The sequence below is a fragment of the Streptomyces sp. NPDC005302 genome (assembly GCF_040607345.1).
Taxonomy (GTDB): Bacteria; Actinomycetota; Actinomycetes; order Streptomycetales; family Streptomycetaceae; genus Streptomyces.
This window is the reverse complement of record NZ_JBEXGN010000003.1, coordinates 108,797-125,970: the sequence shown is the minus strand read 5'-3', so window position 1 is coordinate 125,970 and position 17,174 is coordinate 108,797. Positions and strand designations below refer to the sequence as shown.

General features: G+C 72.5%; 16 protein-coding genes. 10 read left to right on the top strand and 6 right to left on the bottom strand.

What is annotated here, in order from left to right:
• Positions 1-19 precede the first annotated feature (19 nt).
• Entirely contained in the window at positions 20-493 is a 474-nt protein-coding gene (locus tag ABZT74_RS05115) for a hypothetical protein (protein ID WP_355869034.1), read from the bottom strand.
• A 283-nt stretch (positions 494-776) separates the two neighbouring features.
• Between ABZT74_RS05115 and ABZT74_RS05110 the strand changes: the two genes are divergently transcribed.
• Positions 777-1,007, top strand: a complete 231-nt coding sequence (locus ABZT74_RS05110) for a DUF397 domain-containing protein (protein ID WP_355869628.1) — start codon at positions 777-779, stop codon at positions 1,005-1,007.
• Between the two features lie 140 nt (positions 1,008-1,147).
• Entirely contained in the window at positions 1,148-2,071 is a 924-nt protein-coding gene (locus ABZT74_RS05105; RefSeq protein ID WP_356433432.1) for a helix-turn-helix transcriptional regulator, read from the top strand.
• 21 nt (positions 2,072-2,092) lie between these two features.
• Here ABZT74_RS05105 and ABZT74_RS05100 read toward each other — a convergent pair whose 3' ends face one another.
• Positions 2,093-2,911: an SAM-dependent methyltransferase gene (locus ABZT74_RS05100; protein ID WP_356165377.1), complete on the bottom strand. Its 819-nt coding sequence runs from the start codon at positions 2,909-2,911 to the stop codon at positions 2,093-2,095.
• A 426-nt stretch (positions 2,912-3,337) separates the two neighbouring features.
• Between ABZT74_RS05100 and ABZT74_RS05095 the strand changes: the two genes are divergently transcribed.
• From ABZT74_RS05095 to ABZT74_RS05080, 4 genes are all read left to right on the top strand, one after another.
• A complete protein-coding gene (locus tag ABZT74_RS05095; RefSeq protein WP_356165073.1) occupies positions 3,338-4,735 on the top strand; it encodes a DUF692 domain-containing protein in 1,398 nt (465 codons plus the stop codon).
• A gap of 328 nt (positions 4,736-5,063) precedes the next feature.
• Entirely contained in the window at positions 5,064-5,831 is a 768-nt protein-coding gene (locus ABZT74_RS05090) for a DUF4142 domain-containing protein (protein ID WP_356165070.1), read from the top strand.
• A 112-nt stretch (positions 5,832-5,943) separates the two neighbouring features.
• On the top strand, positions 5,944-6,726 hold the full coding sequence (locus tag ABZT74_RS05085) for a TIGR04222 domain-containing membrane protein (RefSeq protein WP_355869022.1): 783 nt from the start codon (positions 5,944-5,946) through the stop codon (positions 6,724-6,726).
• A 145-nt stretch (positions 6,727-6,871) separates the two neighbouring features.
• Positions 6,872-8,566 (top strand): alpha/beta hydrolase, encoded by a 1,695-nt coding sequence (locus tag ABZT74_RS05080; protein ID WP_356433431.1) that lies wholly within the window; start codon positions 6,872-6,874, stop codon positions 8,564-8,566.
• A gap of 73 nt (positions 8,567-8,639) precedes the next feature.
• On the opposite strand, the gene hemQ is transcribed toward ABZT74_RS05080, so the two are convergent.
• Together hemQ and hemG are read right to left on the bottom strand one after the other, a co-directional pair.
• Complete coding sequence (gene hemQ, locus ABZT74_RS05075) at positions 8,640-9,371, bottom strand: hydrogen peroxide-dependent heme synthase (protein WP_355874706.1); 732 nt, start codon at positions 9,369-9,371, stop codon at positions 8,640-8,642.
• 4 nt (positions 9,372-9,375) lie between these two features.
• Positions 9,376-10,866, bottom strand: coding sequence for a protoporphyrinogen oxidase (gene hemG / locus ABZT74_RS05070; protein ID WP_356433430.1), 1,491 nt, complete (start codon positions 10,864-10,866; stop codon positions 9,376-9,378).
• A 265-nt stretch (positions 10,867-11,131) separates the two neighbouring features.
• On the opposite strand from hemG, the gene ABZT74_RS05065 reads away from it, so the two are divergent.
• Positions 11,132-12,145 carry a DUF4349 domain-containing protein gene (locus ABZT74_RS05065; protein ID WP_356433429.1) on the top strand — a complete coding sequence of 338 codons (1,014 nt, stop codon included), beginning with the start codon at positions 11,132-11,134 and terminating at the stop codon, positions 12,143-12,145.
• A gap of 27 nt (positions 12,146-12,172) precedes the next feature.
• Positions 12,173-13,582, top strand: a complete 1,410-nt coding sequence (locus ABZT74_RS05060; RefSeq protein WP_355874715.1) for an FAD-dependent oxidoreductase — start codon at positions 12,173-12,175, stop codon at positions 13,580-13,582.
• A 64-nt stretch (positions 13,583-13,646) separates the two neighbouring features.
• On the opposite strand, the gene ABZT74_RS05055 is transcribed toward ABZT74_RS05060, so the two are convergent.
• Positions 13,647-13,979 (bottom strand): hypothetical protein, encoded by a 333-nt coding sequence (locus ABZT74_RS05055; RefSeq protein WP_355874718.1) that lies wholly within the window; start codon positions 13,977-13,979, stop codon positions 13,647-13,649.
• Positions 13,980-14,179: 200 nt separating this feature from the next.
• Here ABZT74_RS05055 and ABZT74_RS05050 point away from each other — a divergent pair, with 200 nt between their 5' ends.
• Positions 14,180-14,998 carry a rhomboid family intramembrane serine protease gene (locus tag ABZT74_RS05050; RefSeq protein WP_356433428.1) on the top strand — a complete coding sequence of 273 codons (819 nt, stop codon included), beginning with the start codon at positions 14,180-14,182 and terminating at the stop codon, positions 14,996-14,998.
• Between the two features lie 43 nt (positions 14,999-15,041).
• On the opposite strand, the gene hemE is transcribed toward ABZT74_RS05050, so the two are convergent.
• Positions 15,042-16,109 (bottom strand): uroporphyrinogen decarboxylase, encoded by a 1,068-nt coding sequence (gene hemE / locus ABZT74_RS05045; protein WP_356433427.1) that lies wholly within the window; start codon positions 16,107-16,109, stop codon positions 15,042-15,044.
• Between the two features lie 184 nt (positions 16,110-16,293).
• On the opposite strand from hemE, the gene ABZT74_RS05040 reads away from it, so the two are divergent.
• The gene (locus tag ABZT74_RS05040) at positions 16,294-16,962 is read left to right on the top strand and encodes a DUF3000 domain-containing protein (protein ID WP_355874727.1); all 669 of its coding nucleotides are present in this window, start codon (positions 16,294-16,296) and stop codon (positions 16,960-16,962) included.
• Positions 16,963-17,174 lie beyond the last annotated feature (212 nt).

The following is a 17,174-nucleotide window of genomic DNA, read 5'->3' as shown; positions in this document are numbered from 1 at the left end:
GGGCGGAATTGCGGCTCGGTCAGTCGGCCAGCGCGGAGGCGAGTTCGGCGGTGACCCGGACGAGTTCGGTGTCCGGCTCGTCGAGCAGGTGCTGGAGGGCGCCACGGCGGGCGCGGACGGCCTGGCGGGCCTCGCGCTCCCAACCCACGTAGTTCTCACGGCGGTTGAGCAGTTTGGGGTAGGCGCGGGCGGTGCGCTCCCACTGGCGGGCGTCGGCGATGTCCTTGAGCAGCTGGACGATCTGCACGCGGCAGGTGACCTGCGGGAGTTCGGCGAGTTCCCACAGGAAGGGGACCGTCGCGGCGGTGGCCTGTTCGACCACGAATCCGTACTGGCAGATTCGTTCCCGCAGGTCGTGAAGTGCCGACCGGGCCGTCGGTTCGTCACCCCAGGCGACGGCGTTCAGCAGGAACGGGATGGCCTGAGCGGAGCCGCTGGAGTCCTTGATCTCCTCCCACGACACGTGTTCCAGGTTCTCGAGTGGTGTTGCCATTTCCGCTCCCTCCGAAGGCGTCGGACAGTGTCAGGTGGTGCGAGCCGGTCGACGTCCCGGCCCCGGTCCCGCCCCCGAGGGCGCTTCCTGAAACAACGTCAGTACCTGCCGCTGGCAACGGCGTTGGCGCCGCCGCTAGTATCCACCTGACACCACCTTCGTGCAATTGCACGAGAAATTGCACGAAGGTGGAGGGAGAAGATCAAGCCACGTGGAGTCCGTCCGATTCCGGGACGGGGTGGTCGGAATCCACGTGATGGAACGTCAGCAAGGAGAGTGCGTGGTGCGATCGGTGCCGAACGGAGTGCGGGCGAGTTCGCTGGCGGCTCACTGGATCAAGAGCAGCCACAGCAACGCCGAGGGGAACTGCGTCGAGGTGGCCAGCCTGGGCGAAGAGGGGATCGCGGTGCGCAACTCCCGTGACCCCGAGGGTCCGGCCCTCGTCTACACCCCGGCGGAAGTGGCCGCTTTTCTGGCCGGTGCGAAGGGTGGCGAGTTCGACCACCTCCTGTGAACGGTCTCCCGCGTCACGGAGCCCGGATCCCGGTCCCGGCGAAGCGGAGGAGTGATTTTCCACTTCTGTCGACGCATGCGGCGGAGACCGACTCGGTGCGATAATTTGAGCTGTCTTCTGCCGGTCGACTGGGAGCCAGGATGTCTGTCGAGTCACCCCGCGCCTCCCGTCTCGAACCGTATCTGAGTCGGCAGGAGCCCGCGCCCACTCTGCTGAAGATGCTGGTCGGCGTCCAGCTGGCGGGTGCCCGCGACGACGCCGGTCTCTCGCAGGAACAGGCCGCGCGGGCCCTGGGGTTCAGCCCGGCGAAGCTGTCACGCATAGAGGCGGGCAAGGGCCGCAAGCCCCCGACGGAGGCCGATGTCCGGGCCCTCCTCGACCTGTACGGGACCGACGACTACGAGGTGTCCGTCCTGCTCCGGCTCCTCCTGCGCGCCGGTGAGCCGGGATGGTGGCAGCGCTACGACAAGCGGCTGATGCCCGAGTGGTTCGACCGGCTGGTCGGGCTCCAGGAGGCGGCCACCACCATCCGTACCTTCGAGATCCAGTACGTGCCGGGGCTGTTGCAGACCGCCGACTACACACGGGCGGTCGTGCAGCGCGGTCTGCCGACGGCGACGGCCGGCGAGGTCGAGCGCCGGGTGGAACTGCGCATGCGCCGGCGGGAGCTCCTGGACCGGGTGGACGCGCCTCATCTGTGGGCGGTCGTCGACGAGTCCGTGCTGCTGCGGGTCCTCGGCAGCCCCGCGGTGATGCGGCGGCAGCTGGAGCACCTCATCGAGATGGCAGAGCGCCCCCATGTGATCGTGCAGGTGGTGCCGTTGGACGTGACGAACGCGTCGGCACCGGCCATCCCGGTCACCTATCTGCGCTTCGGCGGTGTCGAACTGCCCGACGTGGTCTACCTGGAGCACATCAAGAGCGCCAACTTCCTGGAGGACCGCGACGAGACGGAGGAGTACCGCGTGGTGCTCGACCGGCTCGCCGACGAGGCCCTCAACCCGCGCGAGTCCCTGGCGCTGCTGCGCGACACCATGGAGCGGCGCTACAGCGTGCCGGACTGACGCGACCGCCGCTCCTCCGGGTCACCCGATGCGGCCGACCCCGCCGAACTCGATCCACTCCTGTGTGAGTTGACGTGCCACCACGTCGGTGTCGGGACGCCAGGTGGACACCTCGACAAGCCCGGGTTCCAGGATCTCCATGCCGTCGAAGTACGCCGCGACGTCCTTCTCCTGGCGCACCCGGCCCCAGTGGCCTTGCGTCGCGGTGTTCATGAAGTCGGTGACGAACGTGCGGACCTCGGGGTCCTCGCTGACCAGCTGGCACATCACCAGGAAGCTCCCGGGGGCGAGCCGCTCGGAGACGCGGGCGATCACGTCGAGGGGCCCGTCCGTGTCGCTGTCCGGAATGCAGTGGAACACCGAGTTGAACAGCACGGCGACCGGCTGCGAGAGGTCGATCAGCCGCTGGGTGTCGGGGTGCGAGAAGATCTGCTCGGTCTCGCGCAGGTCGGCGTGGATCACGGCCGTGCGGTCGTTCTGGTCCAGCAGGGCCCGGCCGTGCACGAGGACCATCGGGTCGCTGTCGACGTACACCACCCGGGACGTCTCGTCGATCTGCTGGGCGACCTGGTGCACGTTGTTCTGCGTGGGCAGGCCGGAGCCGTGGTCCAGGAACTGCCGGATCCCGTACCCGCCGGCGAGGGTCTTCACCACCCGCTGGAGGAAGCGCCGGTTGTTCAGCGCCAGCGCGCGCGTGCTCGGTACGACCTTGTCCAGTTCCTCGCACGCCGCCCGGTCCGCGGCGTAGTTGTCCTTGCCGCCGAGATAGTGGTCGTACATGCGCGCGGCCGTGGGCACGGTGGCATCGATCGCCGTGGACAACTGCTGGTCAGGCTGCATCATTCCCCCAGATCAGTGCCGCGCCAGGGTCTGGCCCGACGGTCAATACATAGTAGATAAACGGAAGTTGGCGTTACCAGTCCCCGGACGAAGGATGAGGTGGAGGACCGGTTCCCGGCCGCGCCCTCCAGCATCGCGCACGTCCCGCCCGACCGCCCCGAGACCGGCGACATTCCGCCGCGGAGGCATCTGAACGGCAAGGCCGCCCCCGACCCCGGCCCGGGCCCCGACCCCGGCGACGTGCTCCGCGGGCGGGCCCGTCCGCTCCGCCCGCGGACCCCGAACCTCAAATGTTGCTCTGAAGGTCCGCTCCGGTGGGTTCGGCGCCCGCCGCCTGGGCCATGACACCGACACACCGGGGGACGGGCCGTCGTGAGGAGACGACACACAGGCAGACCGGACGTGCACCGCGACGGAGGAGGGGACATGCAGCAGCTGAGGCCGCTGGGGACGGGAATCGGATGGCGGCCGGAGATCGCCGAGGCCGTGGAGCGCATGCCCGGCATCGACTGGGTCGAGGCCGTGGCGGAGAACGTGTGCCCGGGCCACGTTCCCGAGTCGCTGCTGCGGCTGCGGGCGCGGGGTGTCACGGTGGTGCCGCACGGCGTCTCGCTGGGCCTCGGCGGCGCCGACCGCCCCGACGCGTCCCGGCTCACCGCGCTCGCCGAGCGCGCCGAGGCACTGGGATCGCCGCTCGTCACGGAGCACATCGCGTTCGTCCGGGCGGGCGGACCGCTCACCGCCTCGCCCCTCCTGGAGGCCGGACACCTGCTGCCGGTCCCGCGGACCCGGGACGCGCTGGACGTCCTGTGCGCGAACGTCCGTGCCGCTCAGGCCGCACTGCCCGTGCCGCTCGCCGTGGAGAACATCGCCGCGCTGATCTCCTGGCCCGGCGAGGAGATGACCGAAGGGCAGTTCCTCTACGACCTGGCCGACCGCACCGGGGTCCGGCTGCTCATCGACGTGGCCAACCTGCACACCAACCACGTCAACCGCGGCGAGGACCCCTCCAAGGCACTCGACGAACTCCCCGTCGAGGCGATCGCCTACGTCCATGTCGCCGGGGGCTTCGAACGCGACGGCGTCTGGCACGACAGCCACGCCCACCCCGTCCCCGAGCCCGTCCTCGGCATCCTCGCCGACCTCGCGTCCCGGGTCGCCCCGCCCGGGGTCCTCCTCGAACGGGACGAGAACTTCCCCGAGCCCGCCGAACTGGAGCGGGAACTGACGGCGATCCGGCACACGGTGACCAGGGCGCGGGCCCGCGCCACGATCGGCGCGGGCACGCGCGGAGGCGTGACGTACGCGCCCACCGCGCCGAAGGCGATCACCGGTTCCGGCGTGGAGCCGGCCGCCGGACGCCCGGAACCCGGTGCCACGCTCCGGGCGGAGCCGGCGTCCGGGGCCGAGGACGCCGCCCGGCAGCGGCTGGCGCTCGCGCAGGCCGCCCTGCTGTCGGCGCTGGTCGCGGGGACGCCCGCACCCGAGGGATTCGACCGGGTACGCCTCGGGGTACAGGCGCGCGCCCTCGCCGCCAAGCGGGCGGACGTGGTCGCCAAGGTCGCCCCCGAACTGCCGGAGATCCTCGCGGAGGTGTACCGCCCGGCCTTCCTGGCGTACGCGCAGGGGCATCCGATGACCGGCGGGTACCGGCGCGACGCCCTGGACTTCGCCGAGCATCTGCTGCTCGCGGGGCTCCCGGAGAGCACGGAGACGCGGGCGTTGCGCGAGTGGTGGCTGGAGCGTTCGGGGCCGGCACCGCTGTCCCGGCGCCCGGGGGCCCGGCTGGCCCGCGCCACCCGCAGGGTGCTGCTCGGCCGCTGAACGGACCCGTAGCGGGGCGCGCACGCGCCCCGCTAGGGCCGGGACTCCGGGCCCTTCCCGGCCGCGACGCCCCGCTTCGGCCACGCGCGGGCGACACGAGGCGTCCGCGGAGTGTGCCCGGACTAACACCGCTGTCTGTGAAGGTGGTGTGCGCGTCCGTTTCCGGTGGGTTCCATGCGGTCTGACGTAGGCACGAACCACCGCAACCAGCGCCTTCCACCCTCCGCACAAGCTCATTTTCCTGTACGGCAGTTGGCGTAGCCCCCGCAGTAGCATGCCAACCCGCACGCGAAGCGCATTAGCGTGCGGTGCCGCAACAGGAGGCACCATGCGATCCATCAACCGCACCGGATTGGTCAGTGGAACAGGGCTCATCATCACCGCCCTCCTGGCGACCCTCGCCGCCCTGGCCTTTCCGATCTGGTCGTACGCGGACCGCTCCGGCACCGGCCTCGACACCCTGAACGCGCAGGCCGTGCCGACGCGCTACGGACCGCTGTCGGCCCTGGACCGGGAGTTCGTCACCAAGGTCCGGCTGGCCGGGCTCTGGGAGCTGCCCGCGGGTCAGCAGGCCCAGGAACGCGGCACCACCCAGGCCGTACGGACGGCCGGCGAGCACCTCATCGAGGGGCACACGTTCCTCGACGCGCGCGTCCGCAACGTCGCCGCCCGCCTTGGCCTGGAGCTGCCCAACCAGCCGAACCCGCAGCAACGCGGCTGGCTGGCCACCCTGAGCGCGGCCCACGGCACGGAGTACGACCGGGACTTCGCGAACATCCTGCGCAAGGCGCACGGCAAGGTCTTCGCCGTCGTCGCCCAGGTCCGCGCGAACACCCGCAACTCCCTGGTCCGCGATCTCGCCGACGACGCGAACACCACCGTGCTCGACCACATCAAGGTGCTGGAGGCGACCGGTTACGTCGACTTCGACGCGCTGGCCGACGACGCCGCGACCGCGAGCCCGCCGCCGCTCACCAGTTCCCCCGCGCCGCCCGGCCCGACCGAGGCCCCGCAGTCACCTGTCCCGGTGACACCGTCCTCGGGATATCCGCTCCCGCCCCCGGCCACGCGCGCCCGGCCGACGTCGAGTCCCTGACGGCACCCGTCCGCACGGCACGGGCCGAGCGGAACGTCACAGACCCGCAACGCTCCGTCCACATGGTGAATAAGGCATGGCGTCCGCCCCGCACTTCGCATAGAAACACGCCATGTTCTGGGTCCTTCTCCTACTGCCGGCCTGGGCCGCGGCCGGCATATCGTGCACGCGGCTGTGCCTGGCCGCCGTGCGCGCCGCCACCGTCGACACCCGCGAGGTGCACGGGCACGACCTCACGCTGTACGAGGCGGCGTTCCTCTCGGGCGGCCCGGCGCGGGTGGCCGATCTGACCCTGGTGTCGATGGCCCGCCAGCGACGGCTGCTGCTCGCGCACACCGGCTGGGCGACGGTGGTGGACCCGCGCGGGCGGGACGACATGGAGCGGTCGGTGCTCGGGGCGATCGGTCCGCAGGGCCAGTCCCGGATAGCTCCGGTACGGGCGGCCACGGCCGCCGCCGACTCGGTGCGCCGGCTCGCGGACCGTCTGGTCGCGGCGGGGCTCGCCGTCCCCGACGGGGCCCGCACCACGGTGGCGGGCGCCGTCCGCCAGGTCCAGGCCGCCTCGGCGGCGGTCCTCGCGCTGGCCGTCGCGGCCCTGCTGCTGCCGGCCGGGAGCAGCGGGAGCGGGGGCCCGGTGGCCGCCTGGTTCGCCCTCCCGCTCGTGCTGACCCTCAGCTGTCTCGCGATCGCCCGCATCGAGGTGCACCCGTACACGCGCTGGGCCTCTCCCGCCGGGCAGCGGCTGCTCGGCACCCTCGCCCGGCACTCCGACGCGTCCGGCGACGACCGTACGTATCTCACCTCCGTCGCCGTCCGCGGGGTCCGGGCGATCGGCGAGCCGGACGTGCGCGCGGCGCTGGCCCACCGGGACCGCGGCGCCGGGCACGGCGCCTGACGGCGGGGGCTCGCGCGGGGGCTGAGGGGCGCCCCGGGGGGGCGCATCGGGGTCATTGACGCCGACACCGGCGGCCGGTGCTTTACATCGCCCGCGGCCGAACGAAGCATCCTTCTGTCGCTGCCGTGCGCCGAAGGGATTCGCGATGAGAGCTGCCGTCCTCCACGGAACCGTGGGGTCCCTGCTCATGACGGCCCTCGTCGCCGCCCCGGCCGGCGGCACCACCGCCTGGCCGGACGGGACCGGTTCCGCCTCCGCCGAGGCGCGCGGCGCCGTCGTCGCGGCACAGCGCGCGGCGGCCGCCGGCATCCGCTTCGGCGTGTGCCCCAAGGTGGAGGGGCTGCCGGGCAACCTCCAGTGCGGCACGGTGACCGTGCCCCTCGACTACGCGCACCCGGACGGCAAGCGGATCAGACTGACCGTCAGCCGTGTGAAGGCCACCGGCAAGGACGTGCGGAACCCGAAGCGCAAGGTGCCCCGCCAGGGCGCCCTCGTCTACAACCCCGGCGGGCCCGGCGCCTCCGGCATGTACTTCCCGCTGATCGGCTTCCTCCCCGAGTGGAAGCCGATCGGCGCCGCCTACGACCTCGTGGGCTACGCGCCGCGCGGCGTCGACCGTTCCGCGCCGCTGTCCTGCAAGGACCCGAAGAGGTTCCAGAAGGCCCCCTCGCAGTCCCCGACGTTCCCGTCCGAGGCGTACAAGAAGGAACGGATCGCGGAGGCGAAGGCGTACGCCCGCGGCTGCGCCCAGCGTTCGGGAGCGGCGCTGCGCCACTACACATCGCTGAACAACGCCCGTGACCTGGACGTGCTGCGCGCCGGGCTCGGCGAGCGGAAGCTGACGTTCATGGGCGCGTCGTACGGGACGTACTTCGGTGCCCTGTACGTGACGCTGTTCCCCTCGCACGTGCGCCGGATGGTCTTCGACTCGGCGGTGAACCCGGACCCCGGCAAGATCTGGTACCGCAACAACCTCGACCAGTCGGCCGCGTTCGAGGGCCGCTGGACCGACTTCCGCGGCTGGATCGCGCGCCACGACGACGTGTACGGGCTCGGCGGCACCCCCGAGGAGGTGCTGCGCTCCTACGAGAAGGCGCGGGCCCTGCTCGCCGCGAAGCCCGCGGACGGCAAGGTGGGACCGGCCCAGCTGCAGGGCGCGTTCCTCCAGGCCGGGTACTACGACGACTACTGGCCCCAGCGCGCCCTGGCGCTGTCCGCCTACCTCAAGGGTGATCCGAAGCCGCTGGTGCAGATCGCCGGGCCGCACCCGGAGGCGGCGGCCGAGCAGGAGAACGGCAGCGCGGTCTACACGGCCGTGGAGTGCAACGACGCGTCCTGGCCGACCGACTGGCGCACCTGGGACCGCGACAACACGCGGCTCGCGCGGGTGGCGCCGTTCGAGACCTGGGACAACGCGTGGATGAACCTGCCGTGCGCGTACTGGCCGGTGCCGCGGCAGAAGCCGCTCGACGTGCGGACGCTGCCCGGGCAGCTGCCGCCGACGCTGATCCTGGCGGCCGAGCGGGACGCGGCGACGCCGTACGACGGGGCCGAGGAGTTGCACAGGAGGCTGTGGGGTTCCGTGCTGGTGACGGAGAACGGCGCCGGGACGCACGGGATCGGCGGCGGCCCCAACCAGTGCGTCAACGGCTATCTGAACGCCTACCTGCTGGAGGGGCGGCTCCCCGAACGGGACGCCGGATGCGCACCGCACAAGGAGCCCACGGCTCAGGCGCCCGACCGTCGGCGCGACGCCGCGGGCACGAAGGATCCGGCGGCGGCACGGAAGCACCCGGAACAGGCCGAGCCGGTCGCGAAGAGCGCCGGGCAGGCGCCCTGACGGCCGCCTCCTCGTGACATGACGACGGCGGGCGCCCCCTTCGAAGGGTGCGCCCGCCGTCGTGTCGTGCCGGTCAGGCGAGACCGGCCACCAGTTCGGTGATGTGCTTGCGGCGGCCCGTGTAGAACGGGACCTCCTCGCGCACGTGCATCCGGGCCTCGGAGGCGCGCAGATGACGCATCAGGTCGACGATGCGGTACAGCTCGTCGGCCTCGAACGCGAGGATCCACTCGTAGTCGCCGAGGGAGAACGAGGCGACCGTGTTGGCGCGCACGTCCGGGTAGCCGCGGGCCATCTTGCCGTGGTCGGCGAGCATCCGGCGGCGGTCCTCGTCGGCCAGCAGGTACCAGTCGTAGGAGCGCACGAAGGGGTAGACGCTCACATAGTCACGGGGCGTCTCGTCGGCGAGGAACGCCGGGATGTGCGCGCGGTTGAACTCGGCGGGCCGGTGCAGCGCCATGTTCGACCAGACCGGTTCCAGGGCGCGGCCGAGGCGGGTGCGCCGGAAGAGGTTGTACGCCTCCTGGAGCTGGTCGCTGGTCTCGGCGTGCCACCAGATCATGAGGTCGGCGTCGGCCCGCAGCCCCGACACGTCGTAGGTGCCGCGGACGGTGACGTCCTTCGCGGCGAGCTGGTCGAACAGCTCCTGGACCTCGTCGGCGTAACCGGCGCGGTCCTCCGGCAGCACGTCCTTCAGCCGGAAGACGGACCACAGGGTGTAGCGGATGGCCTCGTTCAGGTCCTTGGCCAGCTTGCCCTTGTTCGGGACCCTGCCGGACTCGGTGGTGGGGGCGTCGTCACTCATGGGGCTATTCTCCCGCTCCGCCGTGCAGGCTCTGCACCGGGTCGGCCCGCAGCGCGTCCAGGCCGCCGGAGTCGCCGCCGAGCGCGTCCACGGCGGCGTGCGCGGAGGCGATGCACGCGGGGATGCCGACCCCGTCGTAGGCCGCGCCGCAGACCGCGAGGCCCGGGAGCTTGCCGACGTGCTCGCGGACGCGGGCCACGCGCGCGTGGTGGCCCACCGGGTACTGGGGCAGTCCGTCGTCCCAGCGCGTCACCCGGGTCTCCACCGGCTCGGCGTCGAGGCCGGTCGCCTCCCGCAGGTCGTGCCGGGACACCCGGACGAGGTCGGCGTCGGACCGGCCGAGCACCTCCGTCTCGCCGTACCGCCCCACCGACGTGCGCAGCACCGTCAGGTCCGGATTCCCCTCGCCGATCCAGCCCCACTTGCGGGAGGCGAACGTCGAGGCCTTGATGGTGTGCCCGTCGACCGGCGGCACCAGGAATCCGCTGCCCTCCGGGAGGGTGGCGTCGGCGCTGCGGTAGGCAAGGGTCACGAGGGCCATCGACGCGTACTCGACGGCCGCCAGCTCGGTCGCGGCGGCGGGTGCCTCGGCGCGCAGCAGCGCGGCGGCGGCCGGCGCGGGAACGGCGAGCACGACCGCGTCGGCGTGCAGGACCCGGCCGCCGGCGACGATCCGCCAGGCGGAGCCGGGCCGCTCACCGGACGCGGGGGCGGCCGGGCTCGTCCTGCGCAGTTCGGTGACCGGCGTCCCGGTGAGGATCTCGCCGCCGTGTGCGGTCACCGACTCGGCCACGGCAAGGGGCAGTCGGCCCACCCCTCCATCGATGCCCATGAACACCGGGCCGGTCTGCTGAGCGGCGGCGGCCCTGGCCTGGATCTCGCGGACCGCCTCCGTCAGGGAGGTGTGGGTGCGGGCGGCGGCGTACAGCTGGGGGACGGCGAGGCGCAGGGAGATGCGGTAGGCGTCGCCCGCGTACACCCCGCCGAGGAGGGGCTCGACGAGGCGGTCGACGACCTCGCGGCCCATGCGGGCCGCCACGTACTCGCCCACCGCGATGTCGTCGCCGACCTCGGTGCGGGGCAGGTCGGCGTCCCGCTCGACGCGGCGCAGGCCCTCCTCGGAGAGGACACCCACGAGGGCGGACGCGCTGCCGGGGACGCCCATGACGTGGCCCTTGGGCATCGGGCGCAGCACACCCCGGTTCCACAGCGAGGCCGAGGCGGTGGCGGGCGGCTGGAGGAGGTCGCCGAGGCCGGTCTCACGGGCGAGGGCCACGGCCTCGGGGCGGCGCGCCAGCATCGACTCGGCGCCGAGGTCCACGCGCGCGCCCGCGATCTCGCCGGTCAGCAGTTTGCCGCCGAGTCGGTCCGACGCCTCCAGCACGGTGACACGCAACCCGCGCCCCAGCAGGCGGTGGGCGGCGGCCAGCCCGGCGATGCCGCCGCCGACGACCACGACGTGTCCCGAACCCGTACGAACGTCCTCTTCGCGCATGTCTCCACCTTCTCAGACCCCGTCGGCACCTCCGCCGGGGAGCCCGGTGTCCGGCGCGAGTCCGGACCGTGACCGCATCGGGACCGGATCCGGCCAACGTCCCGGGCCGGCCGGGCGTCGAAGAAGCGTCAGTCAGTCACCACCCCGGGGGTAGGCCATGCGCACACATACGTCAGTACGTCCGGCACGACCCGCGTCAGCGGAACCGTCCCCCCATCCTTCGCGCCCGGCGCGCCCGTCCGGGCCGTTCCGTGTCCTGGCCGGGGTGCTCCTCGTCACCGCGCTCGCGCTGACGGGATGCGGTGCCTCCGACAACTCGTCCGACAGCGGCGGCGACAACAAGGCGGCGGTGGCGGAGGGCGGGGGCGCGAACGCCGACGCGCAGAAGGCCGACTCGGGCGCCGCGGGCAGCGACAGCACGACCGGCCGCAAGGACACCGCCCCGCCGAAGCTGTCCGCGAACAGCATCATCCGCACCGCCTCCCTGACCGTGCGGGTCAAGGACGTGCCCACGGCCCTGGACGACGCCAGGACCGCCGTCGAGAGCGCCGGCGGCTACGTGGGCAACGAGACGACGACGCGTGACGGTGCGGGCCACGAACGCACCCGCGTCGTCCTGCGCGTGCCCACCGAGCAGTACGACCAGGTGCTCGCCGACCTGGAGGGCACCGGAAAGGTCGTCGACCGCACGGCCAAGGCGCAGGACGTCACCGACCAGGTCGTGGACGTGCAGAGCCGCGTCGCCTCGCAGCGCGCGAGCGTGGCCCGGGTCCGCGAGCTGATGGACAAGGCGACCAAGCTGAGCGATGTGGTGGCCCTGGAAGGGGAGTTGAGCAGCCGCGAGTCCGACCTGGAGGCGCTGCTGGCCCGGCAGGCATCGCTGAAGGACCGCACGAGTCTGGCCACGATCACGCTGTCGCTGTCCCAGACGGCGGTGAAGCACGCCGAGAAGAAGGACGACGACCCGGGCTTCCTGGACGCGCTCTCGGGCGGCTGGAACGTGCTGGTCACCGTGGTCCGCTGGCTGGCTCTCGCGATCGGGGCGGTGCTCCCGTTGGCGGCGGGCGTCGCGCTGATCGCCCTGGTGTGGCTGTTCGTGGTGCGGCCCCGGCTGCGCCGCCGGCCCAGGGCGGCCATGGCCCCGGGGGCGGCCACCGCGTCCGGCCCGGCCGCCGTCCCGGCGTCGCGCCCGTCCTCGGGGGCCGCTTCGGGGGCCGTGGCTCCGAAGGCGGCTCCGCCGGCCGGCGGCAGGGCCGAGGACGGCGGTGAGCAGGACTGAAATGCCGGGCCCCCGTAGCGTGTTCGTATGAGCATGAGCCGAACGAACGGTAGTGGTGGGGCCCGGGAACGACTGGTCGTCATCGGCGGTGACGCGGCGGGCATGTCCGCCGCGTCACAGGCGCGCCGGCTGCGCGGGCCGGACGAGCTGGAGATCGTCGCCTTCGAGCGGGGCCACTTCTCGTCGTACTCGGCGTGCGGCATCCCGTACTGGGTGGGCGGCGACGTCCCGGACCGCGACCGGCTGGTGGCGCGGACCCCGGAGGAACACCGGGAGCGCGACATCGATCTGCGGATGCGCACGGAGGTCACGGAGATCGACGTCGCGGGCGCCCGGGTGCGGTCCCGCGAGCTGGACACCGGGACCGAGGCGTGGACGTCGTACGACAAGCTCGTGATCGCGACCGGCGCGCGGCCCGTGCGCCCCGACCTGCCGGGCATCGACGCGCCGGGGGTGCACGGCGTGCAGACGCTGGACGACGGGCAGGCCCTGCTCGACACCCTGGAGAGGACGGAGGGCCGCCGTGCCGTGGTCGTCGGCGCGGGTTACATCGGCGTCGAGATGGCCGAGGCGCTCATCAACCGCGGGTACGAGGTGACGGTCGTCAACCGCGGCAAGGAGCCGATGTCCACGCTCGACCCGGACATGGGCCGCCTGGTGCACACGGCCATGGAGGGCCTCGGCATCACGATGGTCGACGACGCCGAGGTCACCAAGGTGCTCACGGGTGACGACGGCGGGGTCCGCGCGGTCGTCACGGAGGACGCCGAGTACCCGGCGGACGTGGTGGTGCTCGGCATCGGCGTACGCCCCGAGACGGCGCTGGCCCGGGCGGCGGGGCTGCCCGTGGGCGATCACGGCGGCCTGCTCACCGACCTGGCGATGCGGGTGCGCGGGCACGAGAACATCTGGGCCGGCGGCGACTGCGTCGAGGTGCTCGACCTCGTCTCCGGAAGTGAGCGGCACATCGCGCTGGGCACGCACGCGAACAAGCACGGCCAGGTGATCGGCACCAACGTGGGCGGCGGGTACGCCACGTTCCCCGGGGTCGTCGGCACGGCGGTGAGCAAGGTGTGCGACCTGGAGATCGCCCGCACCGGTCTGCGCGAGAAGGACGCGCACCGGGCGGGCCTGCGGTTCGAGGCGGTCACCGTCGAGTCGACGAGCCGTGCGGGTTACTACCCGGGCGCCGAGGTCATGACGGTGAAGATGCTCGCGGAGCGGCGCACCGGACGGCTGCTCGGCGTGCAGATCGTCGGCCGGGAGGGCGCGGCGAAGCGCGTGGACGTCGCGGCGGTGGCGCTGACCGCGGGCATGACGGTGGAACGGATGACGTCCCTCGACCTCGGCTACGCGCCGCCGTTCTCGCCCGTCTGGGACCCCGTCCTGGTGGCGGCCCGCAAGGCGATGGCGAAGGTGCGGGACGGCGCCTCGTAGCGGCGCGCACCGCTCCCCCACGCCAACCGCCCACCGGATGACGGCCGTTGTCGCCCCGGGGTTGCTAGGCGGACTCGTGGCCCGCGGATCCGTTGATGCGGTCTATCGCCTGGCGGGCCTGCTCCCCCGGCGGCCGGGCCGGCAGCGACGAGACGGAGGCGGGTGCCGTGACCGCCGGCGGCGCCTGGGCGGGCTTGGCGTGCGCCGCCGACCGGGTGGACCGCAGGCGGTGGCTGACGGCCTCGTCCAGGGTCACCGGGCGCTGCATCCGGGCCGCGAGCCGTCCGGCCTCCTGGCCGAGCGCGGCGACGTCCTCCCAGGGGAGGTGCACCACCAGGGCGATCTCCGCCTCGCCGTCGGGCAGGGCCTGCATCGGAGGAGTTGTTCGGTCGTTCATCGCCTGTGTCCTCACGTCATCACGTCGTCGCGTCGAACCCACGCCAAGTCGTCCGTCACGGCGGGGGCGGTTGAGGAAACATACGGCCGGCGGGGCGGCTGTGTTCAGTGGGACGGCCCGGTGAACTCCGGCCGGGCGCACGGGTCCTGGGGCACCGGGCCACGCGGATTCACCCCGTACATCGCGGGCAGTACTTCCTTGTGGTCATTCCCGTCCATGACGTGAACCCGGCGCGGCGCACGCCCTATGTGACGTACGCGCTGATCGCCGCCAATGTCATCGTGTTCCTCTACACACCCGGTCTGGCCGGATCCGCGGCGGGTGACAGCGCCCTGTCGCAGCTGTGCCACCTGCACGCGTTCACGGAGCAGTACGCGGCCGTGCCGCAGGAACTGATCCACCATCGGATGGCGCGCCTGGTGCCGACCGGGGAGGTGGGTGCCGGGCCGCACGGCGCGGGCTGTGTGCTGGGGCCGCCGGACTACGACAAGTCGCCCCCGCTGTCGGTGCTCACGGCGATGTTCCTGCACGGGAGCTGGCTGCACCTGCTGGGCAACATGCTCTTCCTGCTGATCTTCGGCAACAACATCGAGGACCGCCTCGGGCACGTCCGCTTCACGCTGTTCTACGCGGCGTGCGGCTTCGCGGCGGCCTACGGCTTCGCTCTGGTCAACGCGGACTCGGGCGACCCGCTGATCGGTGCCTCGGGAGCGATCGCGGGGGTCCTCGGCGCCTATCTGGTGCTGTATCCGAGGGCCAGGGTCTGGGTGCTGGTCCCGTTCCTGGTGTTTCTGCCGCTACGGCTGCCCGCCTGGCTCGTGCTGGGCTTCTGGTTCGTTCTCCAGGCCGCGTACTCGTCGGGCGCGGCCGTGCCGGACGCGGGCACCGTCGCCTACGCGGCGCACGTGGTGGGCTTCCTCGCCGGCATGCTGCTGGCCTGGCCGCTGCGCCCCGGCACGCCACCGCCGCCCGAACCGCGCCGCCTGCTCTTCGGCAGACAGGCGCGGCACGGCTGGTGAGCGGACGGGGCCGGCGCGGCCGCCGGGTGTACGGACCGCCGGACTAGCGCGCCGTCCGGATGTGGACGTACTCCACGAGGCGGGTCAGGGAGTCCGGGTCCATCGAGGGCAGGACGCCGTGGCCGAGGTTGAAGATGTGGCCCTCCAGACCGGCGGCCGCGTCCAGCACCTCGCGGGTCTTGGCCTCCACGGCCGCGGTCGGCGCGAACAGCACGGCCGGGTCGAGGTTTCCCTGGAGCGCCTTGCCGGGGCCGACACGGCGGGCGGCCTCGTCCAGAGGGACACGCCAGTCGACGCCCACCACGTCCGCGCCGGCCTCGCCCATGAGGCCGAGCAGCTCGCCGGTGCCGACGCCGAAGTGGATACGCGGCACGCCGTACCCGGCGACGGCGTCGAAGACCTTCGCGGACGCGGGAAGAATCGAGCGGCGGTAGTCCGCGGGGGCCAGGGCACCGACCCAGGAGTCGAACAGCTGGACGGCGCTCGCGCCCGCCTCGATCTGCACCTTCAGGAAGGCGGAGGTGATCTCGGCGAGACGGTCGAGCAGGTCGGCCCACAGCTGCGGGTCGCCGTACATGAGCGCCTTGGTGTGCTCGTGGTTCTTCGACGGTCCGCCCTCGACGAGGTAGCTCGCGAGGGTGAAGGGCGCGCCCGCGAAGCCGATGAGCGGGGTCTCGCCGAGCTCGGCGGTCAGGAGCTGGATCGCCTCCGTGACGTACCAGACGTCCTCGGGGGTCAGGTCGCGGAGCTGGGCGAGGTCGGCGCGGGTGCGGATCGGGTTCTGCACGACGGGGCCGACGCCCGGCTTGATGTCCAGGTCGACACCGATGGCCTTCAGCGGGACGACGATGTCGCTGAAGTAGATCGCGGCGTCCACTCCGTGCCGGCGGACCGGCTGGAGCGTGATCTCGGCGACCAGCTCCGGCCGCATGCACGACTCCAGCATGGGGATGCCCTCGCGCACCTTGAGGTACTCGGGCAGTGAGCGTCCGGCCTGCCGCATGAACCACACGGGCGTGTGCGGCACGGGCTCGCGCCTGCACGCCTTGAGGAAGGCGGACTCGTACGTGGCTGTCGGCTGCTGCCCGGCGGGGCTGTGGTTGGCGCTCACGACGGAAAGTCTCCCACGGCTCGCGGACCGCCCCGTCCCGGGCTCCGGGCGGCCCCGGTGACCGTCGCGGCCCCTCGCGGGGGGCGCCCGGAAAGCGGTGTTCGCGCGGCGCGATCCGGACAGGGGTCCCACGCACGGGTGTCTCTCCCTGCACGCGGGCTCCGTTCCCCTTAATCTTCCCCGCATGGCTGCGGCTCAGGGACGACTGTCGGACGGCGCTGGCGGAATGGACGACGCGAAGGAGGAGGACAGGAATGCGGTCGAGACGGCCCCGTTGCCCTTCCGGGCTGCCGTCGACGCACTGAGGGCCGCGCGACTGCGGCCGGACATCGAGATCGACCCGACGCGACCACCACAGCGCCTGGCTCCTCACGCCTACGCGCTGGAGGCCGCGGTCGTCGCCGACGACGAGGATCTGGCCGACGGCCGGCTCGTCCTGCTGCACGATCCGGCCGGGCACGACGCCTGGCAGGGCTCCTTCCGGCTGGTGACCCTGGTCCGCGCGGAGCTGGAACCCGAGATGGCCGCGGACCCGCTCCTCCCCGAGGTCTGCTGGTCGTGGCTGACGGGCGCGCTCCAGGCCCGCGGACTGTCGTACGGCGAACCGAGCGGCACCGTGACGCGCGCGAGTTCCCACTACTTCGGCGGGCTCTCGGAACGCCCTGCCGCCTCACAGATCGAGATCCGGGCGTCCTGGACGCCGCGCGAGGGCCTCGGCGGGGTTCCGGACACCGCCGGGCACCTCGTGGCCTGGTGCGACCTGCTGTGCCAGATCGCCGGACTGCCGCCGGTGCCCCCGGGCGACGCCTCGGTGGTCACCCTGCCGCAGCGCCGGGGACCGCAGTCCCGCTGATCCCGTTCCCCGAGTATCCCGACTCTCCTGACAAAGGCGCGCGCCGCGACGCGCGCCTTTCCCATGTCCTGACCGGTTTGACCTCCGGCCTTCACCCTCTTGCCGGTTTCTTTGTCGATACGACCACTTTCGGCCGCGTATCGACGTGGAGCGACTCGGTTCGATCTTCGGATGATCGATCGCGTGTCCGAATTGCACGGATTGTTACTCAC